General features: G+C 72.0%; 16 protein-coding genes. 6 read left to right on the top strand and 10 right to left on the bottom strand.

The genetic code is table 11. From position 1 onward, the window contains the following. Positions 1-110: 110 nt before the first annotated feature. Both DEJ28_RS10950 and DEJ28_RS10945 read left to right on the top strand, forming a co-directional pair. Positions 111-878, top strand: coding sequence for a hypothetical protein (locus DEJ28_RS10950; protein WP_111115772.1), 768 nt, complete (start codon positions 111-113; stop codon positions 876-878). 127 nt (positions 879-1005) lie between these two features. Beyond that, a complete protein-coding gene (locus DEJ28_RS10945; protein ID WP_220034630.1) occupies positions 1006-2670 on the top strand; it encodes an APC family permease in 1665 nt (554 codons plus the stop codon). On the opposite strand, the gene DEJ28_RS10940 is transcribed toward DEJ28_RS10945, so the two are convergent. Both DEJ28_RS10940 and DEJ28_RS10935 read right to left on the bottom strand, forming a co-directional pair. Beyond that, a complete protein-coding gene (locus DEJ28_RS10940) occupies positions 2667-3974 on the bottom strand; it encodes an LLM class flavin-dependent oxidoreductase (RefSeq protein ID WP_111115773.1) in 1308 nt (435 codons plus the stop codon). The genes DEJ28_RS10945 and DEJ28_RS10940 overlap by 4 nt on opposite strands. Positions 3975-3976: 2 nt before the next feature. After that, the gene (locus DEJ28_RS10935; RefSeq protein ID WP_258368076.1) at positions 3977-5380 is read right to left on the bottom strand and encodes an O-acetylhomoserine aminocarboxypropyltransferase/cysteine synthase family protein; all 1404 of its coding nucleotides are present in this window, start codon (positions 5378-5380) and stop codon (positions 3977-3979) included. Positions 5381-5485: 105 nt separating this feature from the next. On the opposite strand from DEJ28_RS10935, the gene DEJ28_RS10930 reads away from it, so the two are divergent. Beyond that, positions 5486-6697, top strand: coding sequence for an amidohydrolase family protein (locus DEJ28_RS10930; protein WP_111115774.1), 1212 nt, complete (start codon positions 5486-5488; stop codon positions 6695-6697). A gap of 206 nt (positions 6698-6903) precedes the next feature. Here the strand turns inward: DEJ28_RS10930 and DEJ28_RS10925 are convergent, their stop codons facing one another. The 4 genes from DEJ28_RS10925 to DEJ28_RS10910 all read right to left on the bottom strand — a co-directional run bounded on the left by DEJ28_RS10925 (position 6904) and on the right by DEJ28_RS10910 (position 13635). Further along, on the bottom strand, positions 6904-7437 hold the full coding sequence (locus tag DEJ28_RS10925; protein WP_111115775.1) for an NUDIX hydrolase: 534 nt from the start codon (positions 7435-7437) through the stop codon (positions 6904-6906). A gap of 330 nt (positions 7438-7767) precedes the next feature. After that, the gene (locus DEJ28_RS10920; RefSeq protein WP_111115776.1) at positions 7768-8481 is read right to left on the bottom strand and encodes a M50 family metallopeptidase; all 714 of its coding nucleotides are present in this window, start codon (positions 8479-8481) and stop codon (positions 7768-7770) included. Between the two features lie 222 nt (positions 8482-8703). After that, positions 8704-10518 (bottom strand): glutamine--fructose-6-phosphate transaminase (isomerizing), encoded by a 1815-nt coding sequence (glmS, locus tag DEJ28_RS10915; RefSeq protein ID WP_111115777.1) that lies wholly within the window; start codon positions 10516-10518, stop codon positions 8704-8706. Positions 10519-10938: 420 nt separating this feature from the next. Beyond that, positions 10939-13635 carry a helix-turn-helix transcriptional regulator gene (locus tag DEJ28_RS10910; RefSeq protein ID WP_111115778.1) on the bottom strand — a complete coding sequence of 899 codons (2697 nt, stop codon included), beginning with the start codon at positions 13633-13635 and terminating at the stop codon, positions 10939-10941. A gap of 490 nt (positions 13636-14125) precedes the next feature. Between DEJ28_RS10910 and DEJ28_RS10905 the strand changes: the two genes are divergently transcribed. Continuing rightward, positions 14126-15697 (top strand): MFS transporter, encoded by a 1572-nt coding sequence (locus tag DEJ28_RS10905; RefSeq protein ID WP_111115779.1) that lies wholly within the window; start codon positions 14126-14128, stop codon positions 15695-15697. Between the two features lie 90 nt (positions 15698-15787). Here the strand turns inward: DEJ28_RS10905 and hisN are convergent, their stop codons facing one another. The 4 genes from hisN to aroA form a co-directional block, all read right to left on the bottom strand. After that, positions 15788-16570, bottom strand: a complete 783-nt coding sequence (hisN, locus tag DEJ28_RS10900; RefSeq protein ID WP_111115780.1) for a histidinol-phosphatase — start codon at positions 16568-16570, stop codon at positions 15788-15790. 19 nt (positions 16571-16589) lie between these two features. After that, positions 16590-17729 (bottom strand): hypothetical protein, encoded by a 1140-nt coding sequence (locus DEJ28_RS10895; RefSeq protein WP_111115781.1) that lies wholly within the window; start codon positions 17727-17729, stop codon positions 16590-16592. Between the two features lie 653 nt (positions 17730-18382). After that, the gene (rsgA, locus tag DEJ28_RS10890; protein ID WP_111117402.1) at positions 18383-19444 is read right to left on the bottom strand and encodes a ribosome small subunit-dependent GTPase A; all 1062 of its coding nucleotides are present in this window, start codon (positions 19442-19444) and stop codon (positions 18383-18385) included. 4 nt (positions 19445-19448) lie between these two features. Further along, positions 19449-20864, bottom strand: coding sequence for a 3-phosphoshikimate 1-carboxyvinyltransferase (gene aroA / locus DEJ28_RS10885; RefSeq protein ID WP_111117401.1), 1416 nt, complete (start codon positions 20862-20864; stop codon positions 19449-19451). An 81-nt stretch (positions 20865-20945) separates the two neighbouring features. Here aroA and DEJ28_RS10880 point away from each other — a divergent pair, with 81 nt between their 5' ends. Beyond that, the gene (locus DEJ28_RS10880) at positions 20946-21830 is read left to right on the top strand and encodes a sigma-70 family RNA polymerase sigma factor (protein WP_181433878.1); all 885 of its coding nucleotides are present in this window, start codon (positions 20946-20948) and stop codon (positions 21828-21830) included. Next, complete coding sequence (locus DEJ28_RS10875) at positions 21827-22069, top strand: zf-HC2 domain-containing protein (protein ID WP_071292435.1); 243 nt, start codon at positions 21827-21829, stop codon at positions 22067-22069. Before DEJ28_RS10880 ends, DEJ28_RS10875 begins: the two co-directional genes overlap by 4 nt. Positions 22070-22084: the final 15 nt, after the last annotated feature.

Here is a 22084-nt window from a genome sequence, read left to right as displayed (position 1 = left end):
CGTCTCCAGGACGAAGGCGGGGCGTTCTCTGTCGTGCCACCTCCGAGGACTACGATCCGAAGCGGCGCGGGAAGACGCTCGTGTCGATCGGCGAAACGAGAGGTCCGCACGTGGTGCAGGAGATCGCGATCCGTGTCCGGCTGCGAGAGCAGGAGCGAGTGGGGCTCGCCGAGTACGAGCGGATCGTGGGGTCCGTCGCCACGGTCGCCGCGGTGATCGCCTGGTTGCCCACGCCGGACGCCCGGTTGGTCGTCCGCGGGCGCGGCGCCGAGCCCGTCCGCCTCGAGACGGTGTCGTACGGCTCGACGTTCGAGATGCTCGTCGTGCTCGACCAGCGGAGTGCCGCCGTCGAGCGTGCCGGCGCAGCGGTCGCCGCGCTCGTCGAGTCGGTCCGGCACGAGCACGTCGAGGACGACGTCTCCGGGATCGCCGGGGAGCTCGATCGGCTCGACCGTTCGGCGCCTCGGGGTCGTTCCGTCGTCGAACGCTCGCTCCGGGCCTTCCTCGAGGGAGCCCGCGCCGACGTGCTCGCCCGCAAGTCCTCCACCCGGCTCCGTGCGGCCCAGGCGCTGCTGCGGCTCGCCGAGGACGGTGCTGAGCTCGTCGTGGAGCGGGTCGAGGACGCGCTCGTGCCGGTCGTCGAGGAGCAGGCGGTCGACGTGCTCGCGGACACGGGCAGTGCCGTCGTGGTCGAACCCGTCGACGGGCTCTCGTTGCCCGACGACTCGGACGATGCCCCCGAGGACCCGAGCGAGAAGAAGAAGAAGTCCAAGAAGCACGACGACGGCAAGAAGAAGCAGGACGACGGCAAGAAGAAGAAGCACAAGAAGTCGTCGAAGAAGGACGACGCCAAGAAGGGCAAGAAATCCAAGAAGTAATCTGAGTGCTTGTACAGCACGATTGTTTCCATTGTGTTAAACAATCCGGCCAAGTTGCTGTCACAGTGCCAGAGTCGATGAGCGCGGCCCCCGTTCGCGGGGCCGCGCTCACTCGACAGGAGCAACAGTGGCTACAACGACACAGGCGCTGCCGGACTCCGGCCTGAAGCGCAACGTCGGCTTCATCGGACTCATCTGGGCCTCGACGGGGTCGATCATCGGTTCCGGCTGGCTCTTCGGCTCGCAAGAGGCGCTGAAGACCGCCGGACCCGCCGCGATCATCTCGTGGCTCATCGGTGGCGTGGCGATCCTCGTCCTCGCACTCGTGCACGCCGAGCTCGGCGGCATGTTCCCGATCGCGGGCGGAACGGCGCGGTTCCCCCACATCGCCTTCGGTGGCATCGCCGGGGCCTCGTTCGGCTGGTTCTCGTGGCTGCAGTCGGTCACCGTCGCCCCGATCGAGGTCGAGGCGATGATCAAGTACGCGCAGCACTGGCAGTTCGCGCACCCGTGGCTGCACACCACGACGGTCGACGGTGAGACGCAGCAGCTCCTCACCGGGTCCGGCATCGCGGTCGCCGTCCTGCTGATGGCCGTCGTCACGGTCATCAACCTGCTGAGCGTCAAGATCCTCGCGAACACGAACTCGGCGGCGACCTGGTGGAAGGTCGCCATCCCCCTGCTCGTCATCATCGTGCTGGCGTTCAGCGGCTTCCACGGCTCGAACTTCACCGCTGCGGACGGCTTCATGCCCGAGGGCGCGAAGGGCATCCTCGCCGCCGTGTCGACGTCGGGCATCATCTTCGCGTTCCTCGGCTTCGAGCAGGCGGACCAGCTCGCGGGCGAGGCGAAGAACCCGAAGCGCGACATCCCGCGCGCGGTCATCGGCTCGGTGCTCATCGGCCTCGTGATCTACCTGCTCCTGCAGGTCGTCTTCCTCGGCGTGCTGCGCTCGGACGCGATCCAGGGCTCGTGGGCGACGGCGGACTTCACGAAGTACACCGGTCCGTTCGCTGACATCGCGATGGCCGCAGGCATCACCTGGCTCGCGGTGATCATCTTCATCGACGCGATCATCTCGCCGGCCGGCACCGGCCTCATCTACGTGACGGCGACCTCGCGCATCTCGTACGGCCTCAGCCGGAACGGGTACTTCCCGAAGGCGTTCGAGTGGACGACGAAGCAGGGCGTCCCGTGGGTCGGCCTCATCACGGCGTTCGTCGTGGGCTGCGCGTGCTTCGCGCCGTTCCCGTCGTGGCAGGGACTCGTCAGCCTCATCACGAGTGCGTCGGTCCTCATGTACGCGGGGGCACCGCTCGCCCTCGGTGCGTTCCGGAAGCGCATCCCCGAGATCGAGCGCCCGTACCGGATGCCCGCCGCGAGCGCCCTGTCGCCGATCGCGTTCATCGTCGCGAACCTCATCATCCTCTGGACCGGGTGGGACACCGACTGGAAGCTCGGCGTCGCGATCCTCATCGGCGCCGTCGTGATCGTCCTCAACAACGTGTTCCGCGGGAAGACGAGCGTCCGGCCGCGGTGGGACTGGAAGGCGGCCCAGTGGCTGCTGCCCTACCTGATCGGCATGGGCCTCATCGTGTTCCTCAGCGACTTCGGTCCGCTGACGCACCCGGTGTTCCCGCTGTGGATCGACATCGTCGTGGTGGCCGTGTTCTCACTGGTCATCTACTACTGGGCGATCAACTCCGCTTCCGACCGCGAGGAGATCCTCCGCACCGCCGAGGACGTCCGTGACGTCGAGGAGTCCGGCATCGTGGAGCCCGTGCACCACTAGAAGTCGAACAGGTTCGCCCGGATGCCTCCGGCGCCGTACTCCCGACGGAGGAGTCCACGGCGCCGGAGCACCGGTACGAGGTCCCCGAACATCCGGTACACCTGCGCCGGGTGCAGGTCGCCGGAGAAGATGATGCCGTCGTTGTCCGCGTCGGCGCCGAGCTCCTCGATGAAGTCGGCGAACTCGTCGGCGGTGCCGACGAAGCCCTCGCGCGCGGACACCCGTCCCTTCCGTGCCTTCCGGGTGAGGAGCTCACGGAGCGGCGCGCGCGGCGTGTCACCGACGAGACCGCGGACGGTGCCGGCGGAGACGTGGTCCCCGAAGGTGCCGTCCGGGATCGGCGCGTCCAGGTCGAGCGCGAGCAGGTCCGTCTCGGAGTCGCTCGACCACGCGATCGCCGCGGTGCGGAGGTCGTCGTCCGACGGGTGCCGTGAGGCCTCCACGACCCGCTCGGCTTCCGCTGTGGACGTGACGATCTCGGGCTTCAGGACGAACAGGATCCGCAGGTCCTCGGCGGAACGGCCGGCCTCGGCGGCAGCGTCGAGCACCCGGCGGCGGTAGTCCGCGACCGCGGCGGCGGACAGGGGCGCCAGCGCGAGCTGCACGTCCGAGTGCGTCCCCGCGAACCCGAGCCCGCGGCCGGACCCGCCGGGGGAGACCACGATCGGGTCGGAGTCGAGCGGCAGGGCGTTGAGGGGCCCGTCGGCGGTGAAGTACTCGCCCTGGTGGTGGAACGCGTCGAGGTGCGACCCGTCGGCGAAGTGCCAGTCGTCACGCGAACCGACGTACCCGTCGGACCCCCACGAGTGCCAGAGGCGGCGGAGCAGGGTGATCCACTCCTCGGCACGGTCGTACGCCTGGTCGTGGGGGAGCGCCGGGAGTCCGGCGTGCCGGGCGCTGCCGACGTCGGTGACGACGTTGATCCCGAGACGCTCCGACGACAGGTGCGCCAGCGTGGCGAACTGCCGAGCGGCGAGGTACGGCGGCGTGACGCCGGCGTTCACCGTCGGGGCGATGCCGATGTGCGACGTCGCGGCGAACAGGTACGGCGCGAGGAGCAGCGGGTCGTGCTTCGGCCCGCCGTACGCCTGCCGGATCCGCAGGTCGAGGGTGGACGGGTTGCCGAGCGAGATCGCGTCCTCGGCGATCACCAGGTCCATGCCGGCCTGCTCGAGGGCCCGGACGGACTGCTGGTACAGGTCGGGCTTCGTCCAGTCGTGTCCCCAGTCCCAGTCCGCTCGGCCCCACGCCTGCGGGCCGAAGCCGCGCGAGAAGAAGTACCCGAAGTGCTGCAGTTCCGCCATCGTCAGAGCTCCTCGGCGATGACGTGGTCCTGCGGGACGGCGTGCGTCAGGGACGCGAGGTCCGTGGCGGGGTCGACCCGTGCCTCCAGGCCCACACCATCAGCACGACCGCGACCGCGCACCGCAGCGAGACCACGCTCGAGGTCGCGGATCAGGTCCGCGACGTCCTCGATGCCGACGGACAGCCGGATGAGACCGTCGCCGATGCCCTGCTCGGCGCGCTCCTCGGGGGTGCGGCCGGCGTGCGTCGTCGTGGCGGGGTGCAGGATGAGCGACCGGACGTCGCCCAGGTGGGTCATCCGGCTGAACAGCTGGACGGTGTCGATGAACGTCCGCGCGGCGGCTTCGCCGCCCGCGAGCGTGAACGCGAAGACGGAACCGGCACCACGCGGCAGGTAGCGCTGGGCGAGGTCGTGGTACGGACTGGAGGCGAGACCCGCGTGGTCGACGCTCGTCACCTCCGGCTGCTGGTCCAGCCATTCCGCGATGGCCAGCGCGTTCGCGCTGTGGCGTTCCACCCGCAGGCTGAGCGTCTCGATGCCCTGGCGGAGCAGGAACGCGTTGAACGGCGACGGGGTGGGGCCGATGCGCGAGGCGACGACGTCCCGTGCGAACACGATGTACGCACGGTTGCCGTAGCGCTCGACGTAGCTCTGCCCGCCGAGCGACCGCTCGGGGCTGGTGAGGTGCGCCCAGCGCTCGGGGGAGGCGGACCAGTCGAACGTGCCACCGTCGACGACCACGCCGCCGAGCCCCGCACCGTGCCCGGAGAGGAACTTCGAGGCGGAGTGCACGACGATGTCCGCGCCGTGCTCGACCGGACGGACGAGGTACGGCGTCGCCAGGGTGTTGTCGACGATGAGCGGGACCCCCGCACGGTGCGCGGTGTCCGCGACGCCGGTGATGTCGAGGACGTCGTTCTTCGGGTTCGGGATCGTCTCGGCGAAGAACGCCTTCGTGTTCGGACGGACGAGCCGTGCCCACTCGTCGAGGTCGCGCTGGTCCCCGACGAAGTCGACCTCGATGCCGAGTCGGCCGAGGTTCTGCACGAGCAGCCCCCGCGTCCCCTCGTAGATGCTCCGCGCGCTGACGACGTGGTCGCCCGCCTGCAGGATGCCGAGGAACGCGATGGTCGCCGCCGCCTGGCCGCTGCCCACGAGGATCGACTCGACGCCCCGCTCGAGCAGCGCGACACGGCGCTCGACGTCCGCGTTCGTCGGGTTGCCGAGCCGGGTGTAGGTGTAGCCGTCGTCCGTGCCGGCGAAGCGGTCCCGTGCCTGGTCGAAGTCCTCGAACAGGAAGCCCGAGGACATGTGGATCGCCGGGACCCTCGCACCGTGGCCCGCGTCGGGCTCGAACCCGCCGTGCACCTGTTCGGTCGCGAAACCGTGCTCGTCGTCCGCCATGGGACACCTCCTGCCGTCGTCGTTCCGGTACTCTCGCAGGCTTCCTCCGGCGGCTCCTGATTACGGCGTCCGGTTACGATCCGGCCGTCTGACAGCATGGGGAGCATGGTGGACGACGAAGCGACCCTGCTCATCCGCGACGTGCGACCGTGGGGAGGGGACCCGGCCGACATCGTCGTCGCAGGCTCGCGGATCGTCGCGGTGACCGCGGCGGGGGCGGGCGCTGGTGGCGCGATCGTCGTCGAGGGGCGCGGGCGCCTCGCGCTCCCCGGTCTCGTGAACACCCACGCCCACGTCGACAAGAGCTGGTGGGGACACCCGTGGGAGTCCCACGGCGGCGAGGGCGGCACCGAGGGGCGCATCGCCCACGAGCGCGCCCGGCGCGATGCGCTCGGCATCCCGAGCGAGGCCGTCGCGACCCGGGTCCTCCGCGAGTCGTTGCGGACCGGGACCACCCGGGTCCGCACGCACGTCGACGTCGACCTCGGCGTCGGACTCCGGGGCATCGAGGCCGTCCGGGCCGCTGGCGCCGCGCTCGACGACGCCATCGAGCTGTCGATCGTCGCGTTCCCACAGGACGGGGTGCTCCGCCGGCCCGGTGTGCTCGACCTCCTCCGACGGGCGGCGCTCGCCGGAGCGGACCACATCGGCGGCCTCGACCCGTCCCTCATCGACCGCGACCCGGTCGGGCAGCTCGACGGCCTGTTCGACATCGCCGCTGACACCGGCTGCGGCATCGACCTCCACCTGCACGAGCCCGCCGAGCTCGGCGCGTTCTCGTTCGACCTCGTCCTCGACCGCGTGGAGCGCCTCGGCATCGCACCGGGGAAGGTGAACATCGCCCACGGCTTCGCGATCGTCGACGTCGACCCCGTCCGGCGCCGCGACCTGCTCGCGCGGATGGCCGGGCTCGGCGTCACCATGACGACCGTCGCCCCGGTCCGGATGAAGCAGCTGCCCCTGCACGAGTTCGACGCGGCCGGGGTCCGGTTCGGCTTCGGCACGGACGGCATCCGCGACCTGTGGAGCCCCTACGGCGACGGCGACCTGCTCGGCATCGCGTGGCAGTTCGCGCGGGCCGGCGGGGTCGTCCGCGACGAGGACCTCACCCGCGTGGTGCAGCTCGCGACCCGTGACGGCGCCCGGTTCGTCACCGACGAGGAGCACGACCTCGTCACGGGGGCCCGCGCCGACGTGGTGCTGCTCGACGCCGAGAACCCGATGGACGCTCTGGTCCGCCGGGTGCCGCGGTCGCTCGTGGTCGCGGGCGGGCGGGTCTTCGACCCCGAGGAGCTGGCGCAGCGCCCCTGGGAGTGACGCGGGCGAGCGCGCGAGCCGGCTCCGCCTCGTCCGCGACATCCCACGAGTCGATCGACGCGTGGGATGTCGCACAATGCGCGTGCATCCGGTGCGCGCGCATGCGACGACGAACCGCCGGGTGATCGACGCGTGGGACGTCGCGCCATGCGCACGCACCGGCCTGGAGGCGCGTGGCGGCGCCGCCACGCGCCTCCAGGCCGTCGTCAGTCGCCGGACGCGACCGAGCGGACCACCGCTGCCAGTCGTGCCGAGAAGCCGTCGGGCACGGTGGCGGGGAGGGCGTCCAGCGGGAACCACCGGACGTCGTCGCTCTCGTCGCTGACCGTGGTGGGCGTCGCCGGGTCGACCAGGGCGACGAAGCCGACGTCCCAATGCGCGGCGCAGGCGAAGCCGCCGCGCAGGTCGTGGCGGTCGAGGTCCACGACGTGCTCGTCGAGGAGCTTGAGGTCGGCGATGCCGGACTCCTCGCGGGCCTCGCGGCGGGCGGCGTCGGCGAGGTCGCGGTCGTCGGACTCGAGGTGGCCGCCGAACTGCACCCAGAAGCGGCCCTTCCGGTGCAGGCAGAGCAGGACGTGGCCGAGGTCGGGCGAGAACACGAAGCACGATGCGGTGACGTGCTCGGGGCCGCCCTCGCGCCAGAGTGCCGCGTCGCCCTGAGCTCGCACGAAGGCGGCGAAGCGGTCCCGTTCGGGGTGGGTGGCGGTGGCGAGGGAGGCGTTCACGACGTCGGGGCGCATCCGGTCATCCTCGCAGGGGTGCGGGTGCGCGCGCCTGCAGGCGTGCGCGGGCGCGGGTGCGGGCGGGCGGAGACGCGGGCGTGGTGCGCGGGTGGCCGATGCGTGCGCATGTTCCGACGTCCCACCTGTCGATCGACTCGTGGATTGTTGATCGATGTCGACGCAGCTGATGCGTGTGCGTCATGCGACGTTCCACCTGTCGAACGACGCGTGGGAAGTCGATCGATGCGCGGGGAGGATGCGTGTACATGTTTCGACGGACGGGCGGCCCGCGCGCCCGCCCCCGCGAGAGCCCGGCGCGCGCCGGCCCCCGCGGCGCGCCCGCCAGCGTCAGAACAGCGCGCGCACGCCCGCGGCGACCGTCGCCCACACCTCGAGGAGCGGCCCGCGGGCGAGCCACACCGCCACCGCGTTCACCGCCACGAACAGCACGAACCACACCGTCGCCGGCACGCGCATCTCCGCCGCCGCGATGTGGAAGTCGGTCTGCACGCGGGCACCGGTCAGCAGCCACCGCGCGACCTGCACCACCGACCGCAGCCCGTCGACCACGAAGAGCGCTCCGACGGCCGAGACCACGAGCACGGTCGCCTCGGACGGACGCAGGGCGACCCAGAGCGCGAGGACGTCGAAGCCGAGCACGACGAGCAGGCCGAACCAGTTCCGCACGAAGGCCAGCGCCACGAGTCCGACCACGCCGAGCACCACGACGGGCAGCCACCGTGACCCGTGCAGCACCCCGGTGACGAGCAGCACGCCACCCCAGATCGGCGCGCTGTAGCCCGCGAAGAGGTTGAGGATGCGGACGGCCCAGCGGATCCCGCCCGGCACCCGGCCGAGCTGCACCCAGGCCTCACCGGAGCCGTCCGGGTGCAGCTCGATGCGTTGGATGCGGCCGCCGAAGGGCACCACGACGACGGCGTGCCCGACCTCGTGGGCGATGGTCGCGGCGATGCGCGCCACCCGGCCGACGACCGGCACGAACGGCAGGACGGCGCCGACGAGGAGCGCGACGAAGACGAGGGAGGGGGCTGCGGTGGTCAAGGGACCAGGATCGCAGCCCCGCCCGGCAACGCGCCGAGGACGCCCCGCAGACCGGCGACGCCCCGGGGACCGAGGACGCCCCGGAACCGGGCGACGCCCCGTGGGATCAGGGCATCCAGGTCGGCACGAGCGTCACCGCGATCACGACGATCGTCGCGATGATGGCGAGCGCCGTGAGGACGGCGAGGAACACCGTCAGACGGTTCATGCGCGTGTGCCTGGCTATTCGACCGTCACCGACTTGGCGAGGTTCCTCGGCTTGTCGACGTCGCAGCCGAGCTGCAGCGCGAGTTCGCGGGCGAGCATCTGCAGTGGGACGACGGCCTCGAGCGGGCCCCAGGGTGCCGTCGCCCGGCCCCACGCGAGGTCACCGGCAGCGCGTCGGCCGAGTGCCGGGATGTCCGACCCCTCGCCGCCGATCGTGATGACGAAGCCACCACGGGCACGGACCTCGGCGATGTTCGCCTGCAGCCGGGGTTCCCCGTGGTCGATGACGACGACCGGGGTGCCCTCGTCGACGAGGGCGAGCGGGCCGTGCTTGAGCTCGCCGGCCGGGTAGGCCTCGGCCCACCGGTAGCTGAGCTCCTTGAGCTTGAGGGCCCCCTCGGCGGCGTACGGCAGCCCGGCACCGCGGCCGAGGAACAGGAAGCCGGTGGCCTCCCGGACGCTCGACACCAGGAGCGGGATGCGGTCGGCGGCGATCGCGGCCGCGTGCTCGATGCGTGCCGGGAGGTCGGTGAGCTCGGCCACCAGCGCGGAGGACCGGGCGGCGTCGATCCGGCCGGAGGCGACGAGCGCGGAGATCATCGCGGCGACACCGACGACGACCTGGGCGGTGAACGTCTTCGTCGCGGCGACCCCGATCTCGGGCCCGGCGTGGCAGTCGAGCACGGCGTCGGCCCGGCGGGCGAGCGACGAGTGCACGTTGTTCGTCAGGGCGAGCACCGGGTGCCGGTCCTCGAACCGGTCGAGTGCACGGAGCACGTCGGCGGTCTCCCCGGACTGGCTGATGGCGACGACGAGGGTCCCCGGGCCGAGCACGGCCTGCTCGGCCTCGCTCGCGACGACGATGTCGGTCGGCACGCCACCGATCCCGCGGAGGGCGGTGGCGATCACCTGCCCGGCGTTGAGCGACGTGCCGCACGCGACGATCGCGAGCCGGTGGAAGCCGGGGAGGCCGAGGCCGACCCACATGCTGCCGTCGGCGGCGCGGCGTGCGACCCGGTCGAGGATCGAGGCGACCACGGCGGGCTGCTCCTCGATCTCCTTCGCCATGTGGTCGGGGTGGTCGCCGAGGTCGAGCGCGGCACCCGCGAACGGCGCCGGCGTCGGGAACGGCACGGGCACGGTGACACCGGCGGAGGACCAGGTCCACGCCTCACCGAGCTCGACGACGTCACCGTCGCGGAGCGCGACGAACGTCTCGCACCACTCGGCGATCGCACCGATGTCGCTGGCGACGAAGTCACCGCGGGCCGAGCGTGCCACGACGAGCGGGGAACGCTCGGCGGCGGCGACCATGCGGCCGTCCCGGGCGTCGAGGACGACGATCGCCCACGACCCCTCGAGCTGTGCGGTCGCGATCTGGACGGCGAGCATGAGGTCGGGGTCGACGGCGAGGGCGCGCTCGACGAGGTGCGCGATGACCTCGGAGTCGACGTCGGACGCGAACACGTGCCCCTGCCGCTCGAGGTTCGCGCGCAGCTGGTCGGCGTTCTCGATGATCCCGTTGTGCACGATGCTGATCCGCCCGGAGCAGTCGGCGTGCGGGTGGGCGTTCGTCTCGCGGACGATGCCGTGGGTCGCCCACCGGGTGTGTCCGATGCCGGTGCCGGTGAGGGCGTCGCCGGAGCGGGCGGCGACGAGCGTCCGCAGGTCACCGACGCGGGACACGGAGCGGATCGTCTCGGTGCGGCCGGTGGCGGTCCGGACGGCGACCCCGGCGGAGTCGTAGCCGCGGTACTCGAGTCGTTCGAGTCCGTCGAGCAGGTAGGGCGTCGCGTCGTCGGAGACGCGGGCCGCGATGATGCCGCACATCTGGAGTCCATTCGGGTGGGAGGAGCAGCGGGTGGTGCGGGGGAGTGGTGCGGCACCGACCGCCGTCGGGTCTGCCGTGCGTCCGGGGCCACCGGCTGCGGGCCGTCGCCCGTCCTCGGATCAGGCGAGGACGGACGACGGCGTCCGCGGCCGACGGTTCGGGTACCGGACGGGGTACCACGGGCTGTCCCCTCGGAAGGGGAACGGCGGTCGGTGCAGGAGAAGCCTCACCCGGCGCGGGTGACACGGCAACAGTCGTCGGTCGCTCTTGCGGTTCACCGCGTGCAGGGGTGCGATCCGCTGCGGGCGCGTGCGGACTCCCGCAACGCGGGTGCGGGGGTGGATGGTGACAGCAGACGGACGGGAGGCACGGTGCCAGCTGGCACCGTGCCTCCCGTCCGTCATGGAGTCGCGTTCAGGTCACGTGAGGAGCGCGACCAGGTGCGAACGCGAGCGCGCTCCCACCTTCCGGTAGATCTGCGTCAGCCGCAGTTCCACCGTCCGCTGCGACATGAACAGCGACGAGGCGATCTCGCGGTTGCGGTACCCCTCCGTCACCTTCTGCACCACGGCACGCTCCTCCGCGGTGAGCGAGGTGAGCACCGCCCCGGCGTCCGGCGCGCTCCGGGGAGTCCCCGGCATCGAGGCGGACAGGACCGGACCGGACCGGAGCGACGACTGCATCCCGAAGGACGGCATCGCCGCCGACGCGACCGGCGTGGCGAGCGGACGCCGGAGCCCCGCCGCCTCGTACGCCGCCGCGGCCGCCGCGCCCAGACGCGGACGCTCGGAGGTGCTGCCCACGGCCGCGAGGGCCGCGAAGGTGCGTGCCCGCTCGAACTGCGAGTCGTGCGGCTGGAACAGCTCCAGTGCACGACGACGAGCGGTCTCGCGGGTCGTGTCGTCGGCCACGAGCGCCAGGCTGCGGGCCAGCACGAGCGCACCCCAGCGGGACGGCCGTGCGTGGTGGTCCGCCGCCAGCCGGGCCGCGATGGTCCGCGCGTCGTCGATCCGGCCGAGGCGCGTGTACGCCTCCACCAGGTCGCCGAGGTGCCGGAGCACCGCCGGGTTCCGGAGCGACCGGCCGATGGCGTCGGCGGCCTCGAGTGACGCCGCGGCCTCGTCGAGCCGACCGTCGAGCAGCAGCACGCGACCACGGAGGGCGTGCAGCTTGGCGGTCGCACCCCAGAGCCGGTTCGTGGACCGTTGCGCGAGGCACCGGTCGACGACCTCGAGTGCCTCGGGGGAGCGCCCCTCGGCGAAGTGCCGCCAGGCGATCGCGATCGCACGGGACGGCTCACGGAGCCGCTCGATGACTGACGAACCGGCCTCCCACACGTCGATCGCGCGGAGCGCCTGCCGGAAGTTCCCGGAGCGCACCTCGTTCTCGGCGGACAGGTAGCGGGCTGCCTCGCTCCACACCGGCTGCGCCTCCTGTCCCCGAGCGAGGACGAGGGCGAAGACACGGCGGGCACTGCGGTAGCGCTCGGCGATGCTCAGCGCGTGGGCGAGGAGCAGCAGGGCGGGATCGGACATGCGGACGAGCGTCGCGGTGGACAGCCCGTCGTGCAGCGCGGAGTCGGCCGGCAGGGACCCGTCGACGGCGGCGATGAGCTCGCGTGCCGTCTCCGAGATCTCCAGCGTGTGCGCCGACGCCGAACGACGGAGCGGTTCGGCCCGGGCGAGGAGGTCCTTCGCCTGGTCCAGCTCCCACGCCTCGGCCCGGAAGCAGGCCACCATCGCGAGGAGTCCACCGACGGCGTCGGCCTCGGCCGCGTCCGTCGGGTCCACCGGCACGAGCAGTTCGTCCGCGTGCACGGCGTCCCCGCTGAGGTACTGCACCGAGTACTCCAGACGGAGCCGACGGGTCTCGTCGGCCATCGTCCGGAACGGCCGGATCGCAGCGAGGTACCGCGCGGCGAAGCCGAGCAGCCGGTTCGCCAGCAGCGCCTCGGCGACACCGAGCAACGCACCGTGCTCGTCCTCGGTGCCGCCACCGATGTGCAGCGCACGCTCGGTGAGGACGACCGCGGCCTGGGCGTTGCCGTCCACCACGTAGGACCGAGCGGCCCCGAGCAGGGCGACCACGTCGGGGACGTCGTCGACGAAGCTGCGGTGCCAGGCGGCCGCACGCGGGTCGGTCTCGGCGCTCGCCGAGGCCATCTCGGTGTGGGCGGCCCGTCGGTCACGTGCCGGCATCCGCCAGTACAGCGCGGAGCGGACGAGGGGATCGCGGACGGAGGCGGTCTGGCCCTTGACGGACGTGAGTCCGGCGTTCGCGAGGTCGTCGAGCTCGTCACGGTCCCACCCGACGGTCTTCGCCACGGGGACGAGCGCCAGTCGTGCGAGGACGTCCAGATCGCGTCCCGACACGGAGCCGAGCGCCAGGGCCGCGATGGCCTCGGTGGTCGGCGTGGGGCGGAGCGGCAGCACGAGCGGCTCGGAGCCGGTCAGCTGCTCGCGGCTGAGCACGGCGAGCTGCTCGCGCAGCGCACCGGGGTTGCCGCCGGTCTCCTCGGCGAGGACGGCGAGGACGCCGTCGTTCGCTTCTTCGGGTGCCATCGCACGGGCGAGCACGAGTGCCTCGTCCGCCGGGAGCGGTTCGATCCGGAGCATCGGCAGGGCCGCGAGCGGACCGTTCGACGGCACGGTGCGGACCGTGGCGACCACGCGGAGCGCGGTGCCGGCGAGCCGGCTCGCCAAGAACGCGATGAGCTCCTGGCTCTCCACGTCCATGCGGTCCAGGTCGTCGATGAGCACGAGCGTGGGCGGCAGGGTGAGGGCGTGCACCGCGTCGAGGAAGTCGTGCGCCGCCGCGAGTCCCGGCGTCTGCCGGTCGGCGGGCGCGTTCCCCTGGATGAGGTGCGCGATGTGGGCCGTCGCCCGTGGGTCGTCGAGTGCGGTGAAGAGCGATGCGACGCCGGCCAGGGGCCAGTGCGATTCGCTCCCGTTCACACCGACGCGGACGACGGGGAGGGAGACGCGGTTGGACACCGCGTCGAGGACGCTACTGCGTCCGGAACCAGGGTCGCCGACGACGACCATCGCGGACTCCCGAGGGAGTACGGCGAGGGTCGCGATCCGGTCGACCTCGAGACGGCGACCGGTGAGTCCCATGACTCACCGGCCTCCGGGCCCGGAAGCGGATGCGGCGAAGGAGGAGAGCCGGAACGTGGCACGGCCGTTGGGCACGTGCAGAGCCGGACGAGAAGCGGCGAGGGTACGCGCGCCAGAACGGTCAGAATGGTTTTCGGAATGCGGATGACGAGTGAGGGTGCACTCGGTTCCGCTCGGGAACGATGAAGTCATCGTCTGTATCACCCCTCGGGTTAGGGTCTTCGGACGAAGCACGACCGGTCCTGCAGTGTCCGGATCTAGGGAATCCGAGACGTCGCCTGACCTGCCGCCTGCGAGCACGATAACTCAGGTTTCGGCCCGGATGGCCGGTCTCCGCAATCCGATGTCACCCCCACCTGACCCCAGTCCGGGGGGCCACGTGCCCCCCGCGGCGGAGATCGGGGTTTCACTGCGCGGCCCCGTGGTACGGAATCGGGGTACACCGATGTCCGGACCGGGGATCGGCGGGGGCGGTGTAGCACGGTTGGTGATGTCCAGCGCCGACCCGACCGCCCAGACCGAAACCCGCCCCGACGACCGCTCGCGGTGGCGGGCCTTCGCCGTCTGCGTGGCCGTCGCGGCGCTCACGATCCTCGACCTGTCGAAGGTGAACGTCGGGCTCCCGTCGATCGAGGAGTCCCTCGGCGCGACGAGTTCGTCCCTGCAACTCATCGTGGCGGGGTACGCCCTGGCCTTCGGGCTCGCGCTCGTACCGGCCGGCCGACTGGGCGACCTGAAGAGCCGTAGGGCGCTGTTCATCGTCGGGCTCGTCGCGTTCACCGTCTCGAGCCTGCTGTGCGCGATCGCCCCGAACATCCAGGTCCTCATCGTCACGCGGATCCTGCAGGGCTTCGCCGCCGGCACGCAGATGCCGCAGGTGATCGGCCTGGTGCAGCAGCTCTTCCGCGGGCCGGAGCGGGGCCGCGCGTTCGGGCTGTTCGGCGCGATGATCGGCATCTCCACCGCGCTCGGTCCGACCATCGGTGGGGGCCTCATCGCGATCGGCGGCGAGGAGTCCGGCTGGCGGCTGCTGTTCTGGATGAACGTGCCGCTCGGCATCGCGGCGCTGCTGTTCGCGCTGCGACTCCTGCCCAAGGGGGCCCAGGGGCGTGCGGCGGACCGCGAACTCGACATCGTCGGCATCCTGCTGCTCGGCGGCGCGATCGTCACCCTCATGCTGCCGTTCGTGCTGACCACCGGTGCTGGCGGTTCCGGCGCGCGGTGGTTGTGGCTCGTCGCGTTCGCCGTGTTCGTCATGGCGTTCGTCTGGTGGGAGCGCCGCTACACGGCGAACGGCAAGTCACCGGTCGTGCACTTCGAGTTGTTCCGACTGTCGTCGTACCGCAACGGGCTGTCGATCGTCGCCGTGTACTTCGCGGCCCTGCCCGCCTCGTTCCTCATGGTGACGCTGTACCTGCAGGAGGGGCTCGGGCTCGCCCCGCTGTTCGCCGGCATGGTGAGCATCCCTTTCGCCGCCACGAGTGCGGTGGGCTCCTACATCGGCGGGCGGATCGTCGACCGGGTCGGCCGGGCGCTCGTGGTCGCGGGGCTCGTCTTCGTCGTGATCGGCTTCGTGCTGCTGATGCTCGCCGCGACGCTCACCCCGCCGTCGGTGACGCCCTGGGCCATGGCGGGGGCGTTCCTCGTCGGCGGGCTCGGCGGCGGGTTCGTGGTGTCGCCGAACCAGACCCTCACCCTCGCCGAGGTGCCGATCGAGCAGTCCGGCGTGGCGGGGTCGATGCAGCAGCTCGGGCAGCGCGTCGGGACGGCGATCGGGACGGCCGTGGCGACGAGCATCTTCTACGGGATCGTGCGCGGGGAGACGACGGGGGCCGGTGGGGAGTCTCGTCTGGACGCCTACCACGACGCTTTCCGGAGCGGGACGACGTTCACGGTGTCGCTCATGGCGCTGGCGCTCGTGCTCGCCGTCAGCGACCTGGTGGTGCGGCGGCGGGCCGCGAAGCGGTCCGGCGCCGCCGCGGCGGATGCGGACCGGACGGACGGCCTGGAGGCACGTGGGGCCGTGGACGCGCCGCCTGCGGACCGTCAGGGGCGCGGCTGAGGCGGGCCGCGCCTCCAGGCCGGTTGTGCTCGTGACCCCTGCCTGGTCGGGACCCGGTGCTCGGGACCCGGTCCTGCTCGGGACCGGGGCCTAGCGGCGGATGACCTCGACGACGGCGTCGTGCACCAGACCGTTCGTGGCGAGGGCGCTGCCGTGCCACGGGCCCGGGTCGCCGTCGAGCGAGGTGAAGCGGCCGCCGGCCTCCTCGACGATCGGGACGAGTGCGGCCATGTCCCAGGGCTTGAGGTCGGGTTCGCCGGCGACGTCGAGCACGCCCTCCGCCACCATCATGTACGGCCACATGTCCCCGTAGGCGCGGGTGCGCCAGACCTTCCGGGACAGGTCGATGAGGGGCTGGAGGCGGTCGTCGTCGTCCCACTGCTGGATGCTGTTGTAGCTCAGGCTGGCGTCGGCGAGTTCGGCGACGCCGGACACGTGCAACGGGCCGTCGAACGAGTGCGCGCCCTGCCCCTCCGCCGCCCACCAGCGCTTGCCGAGGGCCGGCGCGCTCACGACGCCGAGGACCGGACGGCCGTCGACCGCGAGGGCGATGAGCGTCGCCCAGACCGGCACGCCGCGGAGGTAGTTCGCGGTGCCGTCGATCGGGTCGACGACCCACTGACGGTGCCCCTCGCTCGTGGCCTCGGCGCCGGTGTCCGCCGTCGTCTCCTCGCCGAGGAACGCGTCGTCCGGCCGCTCGGCCGCGATCCGCTCGCGGAGCGCCCGCTCGACCGCCTGGTCGGCGTCGGTCACGTGCGTGCTGTCGGCCTTCTTCGACACGTGCAGGTCGGCCGCCCGGAACCGTTCGAGGCTGATCGCGTCGGCGGTGTCTGCGAGGGAGCGGGCGAAGTCCAGGTCGGCGCTGAGGTCCACGACCCCGAGCGTAGCGGCGTCAGGCGGCGACGACCGCCTCTTCCTCGAGGCGCGTGACCTCCCGCTCGCGGGCGATGCGGGTGCGCCGGGCGACGAGGCCGTGGACGACGACGCAGAGCAGCACCGCGGCGGCGAGCCAGAGGGCGAGCACGAGCGACGACCGGCCGAGCGATGCGCCGGGGAAGTACAGCAGCTCCTGCGCGGCCTGCAGCCAGGCCGCCCCGCTCCAGAACGTGTTGAGGCCGGCGAAGAGCCCGGGCTGGAACGCCGGCTGGAAGATGCCGCCGGACGACGTGAAGTTGAGCATCACGAAGAGCATCGTGAGCACCGGGGTCGTCCACCGGCCGAGCAGCGGGTGGAGGCCGACGCCGAGCGCGACGATGATCGCGTCGTACATCCACGCGAACAGGAAGATCTCCCACCGGTGCGTGGTGATGATCCCGTACAGCGGACCGGCGATCACGATGCCGATGCCCGCGACGACACCGGCGGTCACCAGGCCGACCGCGGCGGTCCACAGCGGCCGGAGCCGAGCGGCGAACGCGGCCACGGCGATGGCCGACGCGTAGCCGCCGACGCTCAGCGCCACGAGCAGGAAGAAGAGTCCCTGGCCGGTGGTGTCCTCGTCGCCCGTCGGCACCACGTCTTGCACCGTGAACGGCAGGTGCGCCTGGTACGCGATCGGCATGAAGACCTTCTGCGCCGCGCTGGCGGTCGTCTCGGACGCTGCCGTCGAGACGTAGAGGGTCGCGCCGGTGGTGCCCGGGGCGTAGACGGCGGCGAGGTCGCGGTCACGGATCTGCCGCTCGGCATCGGCGGTCGAGTGCACCACGTGGGCGACGAGCGCGCCGTCGGACTGGTCGGTCACGGTCTGCGCGAACACCTGGGTCGCAGCGCTCTGACCGACGATGCCGACCGGGAGGTCGTGCGGCGTCGGGGCGTGGAACGCGCCGAGGTAGGCGAGGCCCATGCCGACGGCGAGGAAGAGCGGTACGAGGATGTGCGAGCCGAAGGACAGCAGGACGCGGCCGAGCCCCTGCGGGCGGAGGACCGTGTTGCCGTTCGGCTGCCGGTCTGCTCGCGGGGTCCGGGGCGCCGCGTGGGAGTGCGGGTGGGCGGATGCGGGGGCGGTGTGCACGTGCGACGTCGTTGTCGTCATGGGGGAGGACGGGGCGTCGACGGCGGGGGTCGGCGCAAAGTTGTACTTTGCAACTTCAGACACAAAGGGCAACTGTACAACCCCGGTGCAGACCTGTCGACCCCGCCCTGTCCGCCTTGCCCGTCCGCCCCGTCCCCCGTGCCCCCTCTCCGCCCGCTCGCCCCGTTCCCCCTTCGCCGAGATCGCACTTTCGCGGCCTTCGTCGGCGCGGTGGGGCGCCGAAGTGCGATCTCACTGCCGGGGTTGGGCGCCGAAGTGCGATCTCGGCGTGCGGCGTGCGGCGGGGACGTCGTCCCAGACACGGACCGACGTCGGGTCGCCGAGATCGCACTTTCGCGGCGTTCACCGCAGGGGTGGCGCGCCGAAGTGCGATCTCACCGTCGTGGTTGCGCGCCGGAGTGCGATCTCGGCGTGCGGCGTGCGGCGTGCGGCGGGCGCCGGAGGACGTCGTCTGCGCCAGACGTGAACCGACGCCGGGTCGCCGAGATCGCACTTTCGCGGCCTTCGTCGGCGCGTTGGCGCGCCGAAGTGCGATCTCACCGCCGGGGTGGCGCGCCGAAGTGCGATCTCACCGCCGGGGTTGCGCGCCGGAGTGCGATCTCGGCAGCGAGACACGCCGGGCGCCGAGAGCGCGCGGCAGCGACGAGCCCGCGCTACTCCGTACCCGGGTCGTGCGCGCCCATGCCGGTCAGGAGCGCCCGGAACGAGTCGAGGCGCTCGACCCCGGTCGCGCCGAGCTCCCCGGCCTGCACCCGGTCGACGATCTCCCAGTCGTGCGCCTGGTCGAGCGCGATGCCGTCGGCCGGCTCCCGGACGGGGATCGCGTGCGAGGCGAACGCCCGGAACACGTTCGCGGGGTCGACGTGCCCGAGGCCGAACGACCGGACGCCGGGGGTGTCGATGATCCAGCCGCCGTCCCGCACCTCCAGTGCGATCGACGACGACGAGGTGTGACGCCCGCGCCCGGTGACGGAGTTCACGACCCCGGTCGCTCGCGACGACCCGGTCAGCGCGTTCACGAGGGTCGACTTGCCGACGCCCGAGTGGCCCACGGTGACGGTGACCTTGTCGTCGAGGACCTCGTGCAGGGCCTCGAACGGCACGTCGTCGGCCCGGCTCGTCACGATGCGGAGGTCGAGGCAGGCGAAGTGCGCGAGGAACGGCGCCGGGTCGGCGAGGTCGGTCTTCGTGATGCAGAGGACCGGGTCGAGCCCGGCGTCGAAGGCCGCGACGAGGTACCGGTCGATGAGCCGGGTGCGGGGCTCCGGGTCGGCGGCGGCCACCACGATGAGCATCTGGTCGGCGTTCGCCACGATCACGCGCTCGACGTCGTCGGTGTCGTCGGCACTCCGGCGGAGGAGGGTCGTGCGCTCGCTCACCTTCACGATGCGCGCGAGGGAGCCGGCGTCGCCGGAGACGTCACCGGCGAGCGAGACGTGGTCGCCCGTGACGACCGACTTCTTGCCGAGCTCCCTGGCCTTCGTCGCGGTGATCACGTGCTCGTCCGGTGTCCCGGAGCCCACCAGCACGCCGAACCGGCCGCGGTCGACGTTCGTCACCCAGCCGATCGGCGCGTCGTCGTACGTCGGCCGGGTCTTCGTGCGCGGCCGGTTCCCCTTCGGGTTCGGCCGGACCCGCACGCTCGACTCGTCGAACTGCCCGTACGGCTCGTCCTCGTCCCCGTCGTCACCGTCGACGTCGTCCCACCAGCTCATGCGCTCAGTCCTCGCTCGATGCCGAAGCGGCCGCCGGTGCCGAAGCAACCGGTGCCGAACCAGCCGGCGTCGTGGCGGTCGCGACCAGGTCCGCCCACAGTTCGGGGAACTGCGGCAGGGTCTTCGCCGTCGACCCGATGTCGTCGACGGCGACGCCGTCGACGACGAGGCCCACGATCGCGCCTGCCGTCGCCATCCGGTGGTCGTCGTACGCGGCCCAGGGGCCGCCGTGCAGGGCGACCGGCTCGATCCGGAGGCCGTCGTCGAGTTCGTGCACCGCGCCTCCAGACCGGTTGACGTCCGCCGCCAGCGCGGCGAGCCGGTCCGTCTCGTGCCCACGCAGGTGGCCGATCCCGGTGATCTCCGTCGGGCTGTCGGCCAGCGCTGCGAGCGCGACCAGTGCCGGTGCGAGTTCGCCGCCGCGGCTCAGGTCCAGTTCGAGACCCGGAAGGGAGGCCCCACCCCGGATCCCGACGCCGCCGTCGAAGACGAGGGCGTCGCCTTCTCGGGCCACGGTCGCGCCCCACAGGGGGAGGAGCGTCTCGAGGTCGGCGCCGACCTGCGTCGTCGCCGTCGGCCAGGTCCGGATGCGGACGGTGCCGCCCGCGACGAGCGCGGCCACGGCGAACGGTGCGGCGTTCGACAGGTCCGGTTCGATGGTGACGTCGCGCGCGGCGATCGGCCCCGGGTGCACGACCCACTCGCCGACGGCCGGTTCGTCGACCCGCACCCCGCGGGCACGGAGGGCTGCGACGGTCATGTCGATGTGCGGCATGCTCGGCAGTCGTTCGCCGACGTGGGTGAGGTGGAGGCCCTCGTCGAAGCGCGGCGCGGAGAGCAGCAGCCCGGACACGAACTGCGACGAGGCCGAGGCGTCGATCGTCAGCGCTCCGCCGCGGACCGCGCCGGTGCCGGTGAGGGCGAACGGCATCGCGCCGTCGCCGTCGTCCGTCACGTCGACACCGAGGTCGACGAGCGCACGGATGATCGCGTCCATCGGGCGCTTCCGGGCGTAGGGGTCGCCGTCGACCGTGACCGGTCCGACCGCCAGCGCGGCGAGCGGGGGCAGGAACCGCATCACGGTGCCGGCGAGGCCGCAGTCGAGCCGGACGTCGCCGTGCATCGGGGCGGGGGTGATCCGGAGGTCCGGGCCGTACGGGTTCGGGGTCTCGCCCGGCGCCGGGACGACCTCGTCGATGCCCACGCCGAGCTGCCGGAGCCCCTCGATCATGAGCGTGGAGTCGCGGGAGTGCAGCGGCAGGTGGATCGTGGACGGGCCGTCGGCGAGGGCGGCGAGCACGAGCTCGCGGTTCGTCAGCGACTTGGACCCGGGCAGCGACACGTCGCCGCGCAGGGGACCGCGCGCGACCGGTGCGGTCCAGGGGTCGGTCCGGGGCTGGGAATGCGTCGAGGCTGCCATCGGTTCACAAGGGTACTGAACGCACCGGGAGGATCAGTGGCGACAGCAACACTCGCACGAGAGCGGACCGGCACGAGGACCGTGCTGACCGCCGTGCCGACCGTGCTCGGCCTAGACTCGACGGCGATGACGACCGACGAACCGCACGCCGCAGTACCGAACGACCTGGTCGACGAGACCGAGGCGCAGCTCGACGCGGTTGAGGAGGAACACGAGGCGCTCGACGCCGAGGACTCCGACACCGAGGGCTCCGACACCGAGGACTTGGAACCCGACGTCGACGCGGCCGAGCCCGAGTTCGTCGACGCGAAGACCGTGTCCGAGGGCGAGCTCCGGTCGCTCTTCGAGGACCAGGCCCTGCCCTTCATGGACCAGCTGTACGGCGCGGCGATGCGGATGACCCGCAACCCCGCCGACGCGTCGGACCTCGTGCAGGAGACCTTCGTCAAGGCGTTCGCCGCGTTCCGCCAGTTCAAGCAGGGCACGAACCTCAAGGCCTGGCTGTACCGGATCCTCACGAACACGTTCATCAACACGTACCGCAAGAACCAGCGGAACCCGTACCAGGGCACGATCGACGAGCTCGAGGACTGGCAGCTGGGCGGCGCGGAGAGCGTGACGCAGTCGATCTCGGCGCGCTCCGCCGAGGCCGACGCCATCGACCACCTGCCGTCCTCCGCCGTGAAGGACGCGCTCCAGGCCATCCCCGAGGACTTCCGGATGGCCGTCTACTTCGCCGATGTCGAGGGGTTCTCCTACCAGGAGATCGCCGACATCATGAAGACCCCCGTGGGGACGGTCATGAGCCGCCTCCACCGTGGTCGCCGGCTCCTCCGGGGGCTCCTGGCGGACCATGCACGTGAAACCGGCATCGTCCCGGACGCAGCGTCGACGGCGACGATGCGCGGACGTGGCCGGAAGGTTGCCGCGACCTCGGGTCGCGTCGAAGGGAAGGAAGCACGATGAGCGGCTGCGACTGCTCGAAGGCGAAGGCCGAGCTCGAGGAGTTCCTCCACGACGAGCTCCGCCACGAGGACGCCGCGGACATCCGCGAGCACATGGACGGGTGCGAGGACTGCACCACCGAACACCGGGTCGGTGTCGTGCTCATGGAGACGGTCCGTCGTGCGTGCAAGGAGACCGCTCCTGACCAGCTGCGCGGCGAGATCCTCGCCCGCATCCGGCTCGAGCAGGCAACACACTAGGCAACCCGCTGAGCG

Source organism: Curtobacterium sp. MCPF17_002 (assembly GCF_003234115.2).
Lineage (GTDB): Bacteria > Actinomycetota > Actinomycetes > Actinomycetales > Microbacteriaceae > Curtobacterium.
The sequence above is the reverse complement of the archived record's forward strand: the minus strand, read 5'-3'. Positions and strand labels throughout refer to the sequence as shown.

What these genes read in the sequence shown, in the direction of transcription:
- rsgA (WP_111117402.1), bottom strand. Translation starts at nt 19,444, where the DNA reads ATGAGCTGGTGGGACGACGTCGACGGTGACGACGGGGACGAGGACGAG.
- DEJ28_RS10905 (WP_111115779.1), top strand. Translation starts at nt 14,126, where the DNA reads ATGTCCAGCGCCGACCCGACCGCCCAGACCGAAACCCGCCCCGACGAC.
- DEJ28_RS10875 (WP_071292435.1), top strand. Translation starts at nt 21,827, where the DNA reads ATGAGCGGCTGCGACTGCTCGAAGGCGAAGGCCGAGCTCGAGGAGTTC.
- glmS (WP_111115777.1), bottom strand. Translation starts at nt 10,518, where the DNA reads ATGTGCGGCATCATCGCGGCCCGCGTCTCCGACGACGCGACGCCCTAC.
- DEJ28_RS10895 (WP_111115781.1), bottom strand. Translation starts at nt 17,729, where the DNA reads ATGACGACAACGACGTCGCACGTGCACACCGCCCCCGCATCCGCCCAC.
- DEJ28_RS10930 (WP_111115774.1), top strand. Translation starts at nt 5,486, where the DNA reads ATGGTGGACGACGAAGCGACCCTGCTCATCCGCGACGTGCGACCGTGG.
- DEJ28_RS10910 (WP_111115778.1), bottom strand. Translation starts at nt 13,635, where the DNA reads ATGGGACTCACCGGTCGCCGTCTCGAGGTCGACCGGATCGCGACCCTC.
- DEJ28_RS10940 (WP_111115773.1), bottom strand. Translation starts at nt 3,974, where the DNA reads ATGGCGGAACTGCAGCACTTCGGGTACTTCTTCTCGCGCGGCTTCGGC.
- DEJ28_RS10925 (WP_111115775.1), bottom strand. Translation starts at nt 7,437, where the DNA reads ATGCGCCCCGACGTCGTGAACGCCTCCCTCGCCACCGCCACCCACCCC.
- aroA (WP_111117401.1), bottom strand. Translation starts at nt 20,864, where the DNA reads ATGGCAGCCTCGACGCATTCCCAGCCCCGGACCGACCCCTGGACCGCA.
- DEJ28_RS10935 (WP_258368076.1), bottom strand. Translation starts at nt 5,380, where the DNA reads ATGGCGGACGACGAGCACGGTTTCGCGACCGAACAGGTGCACGGCGGG.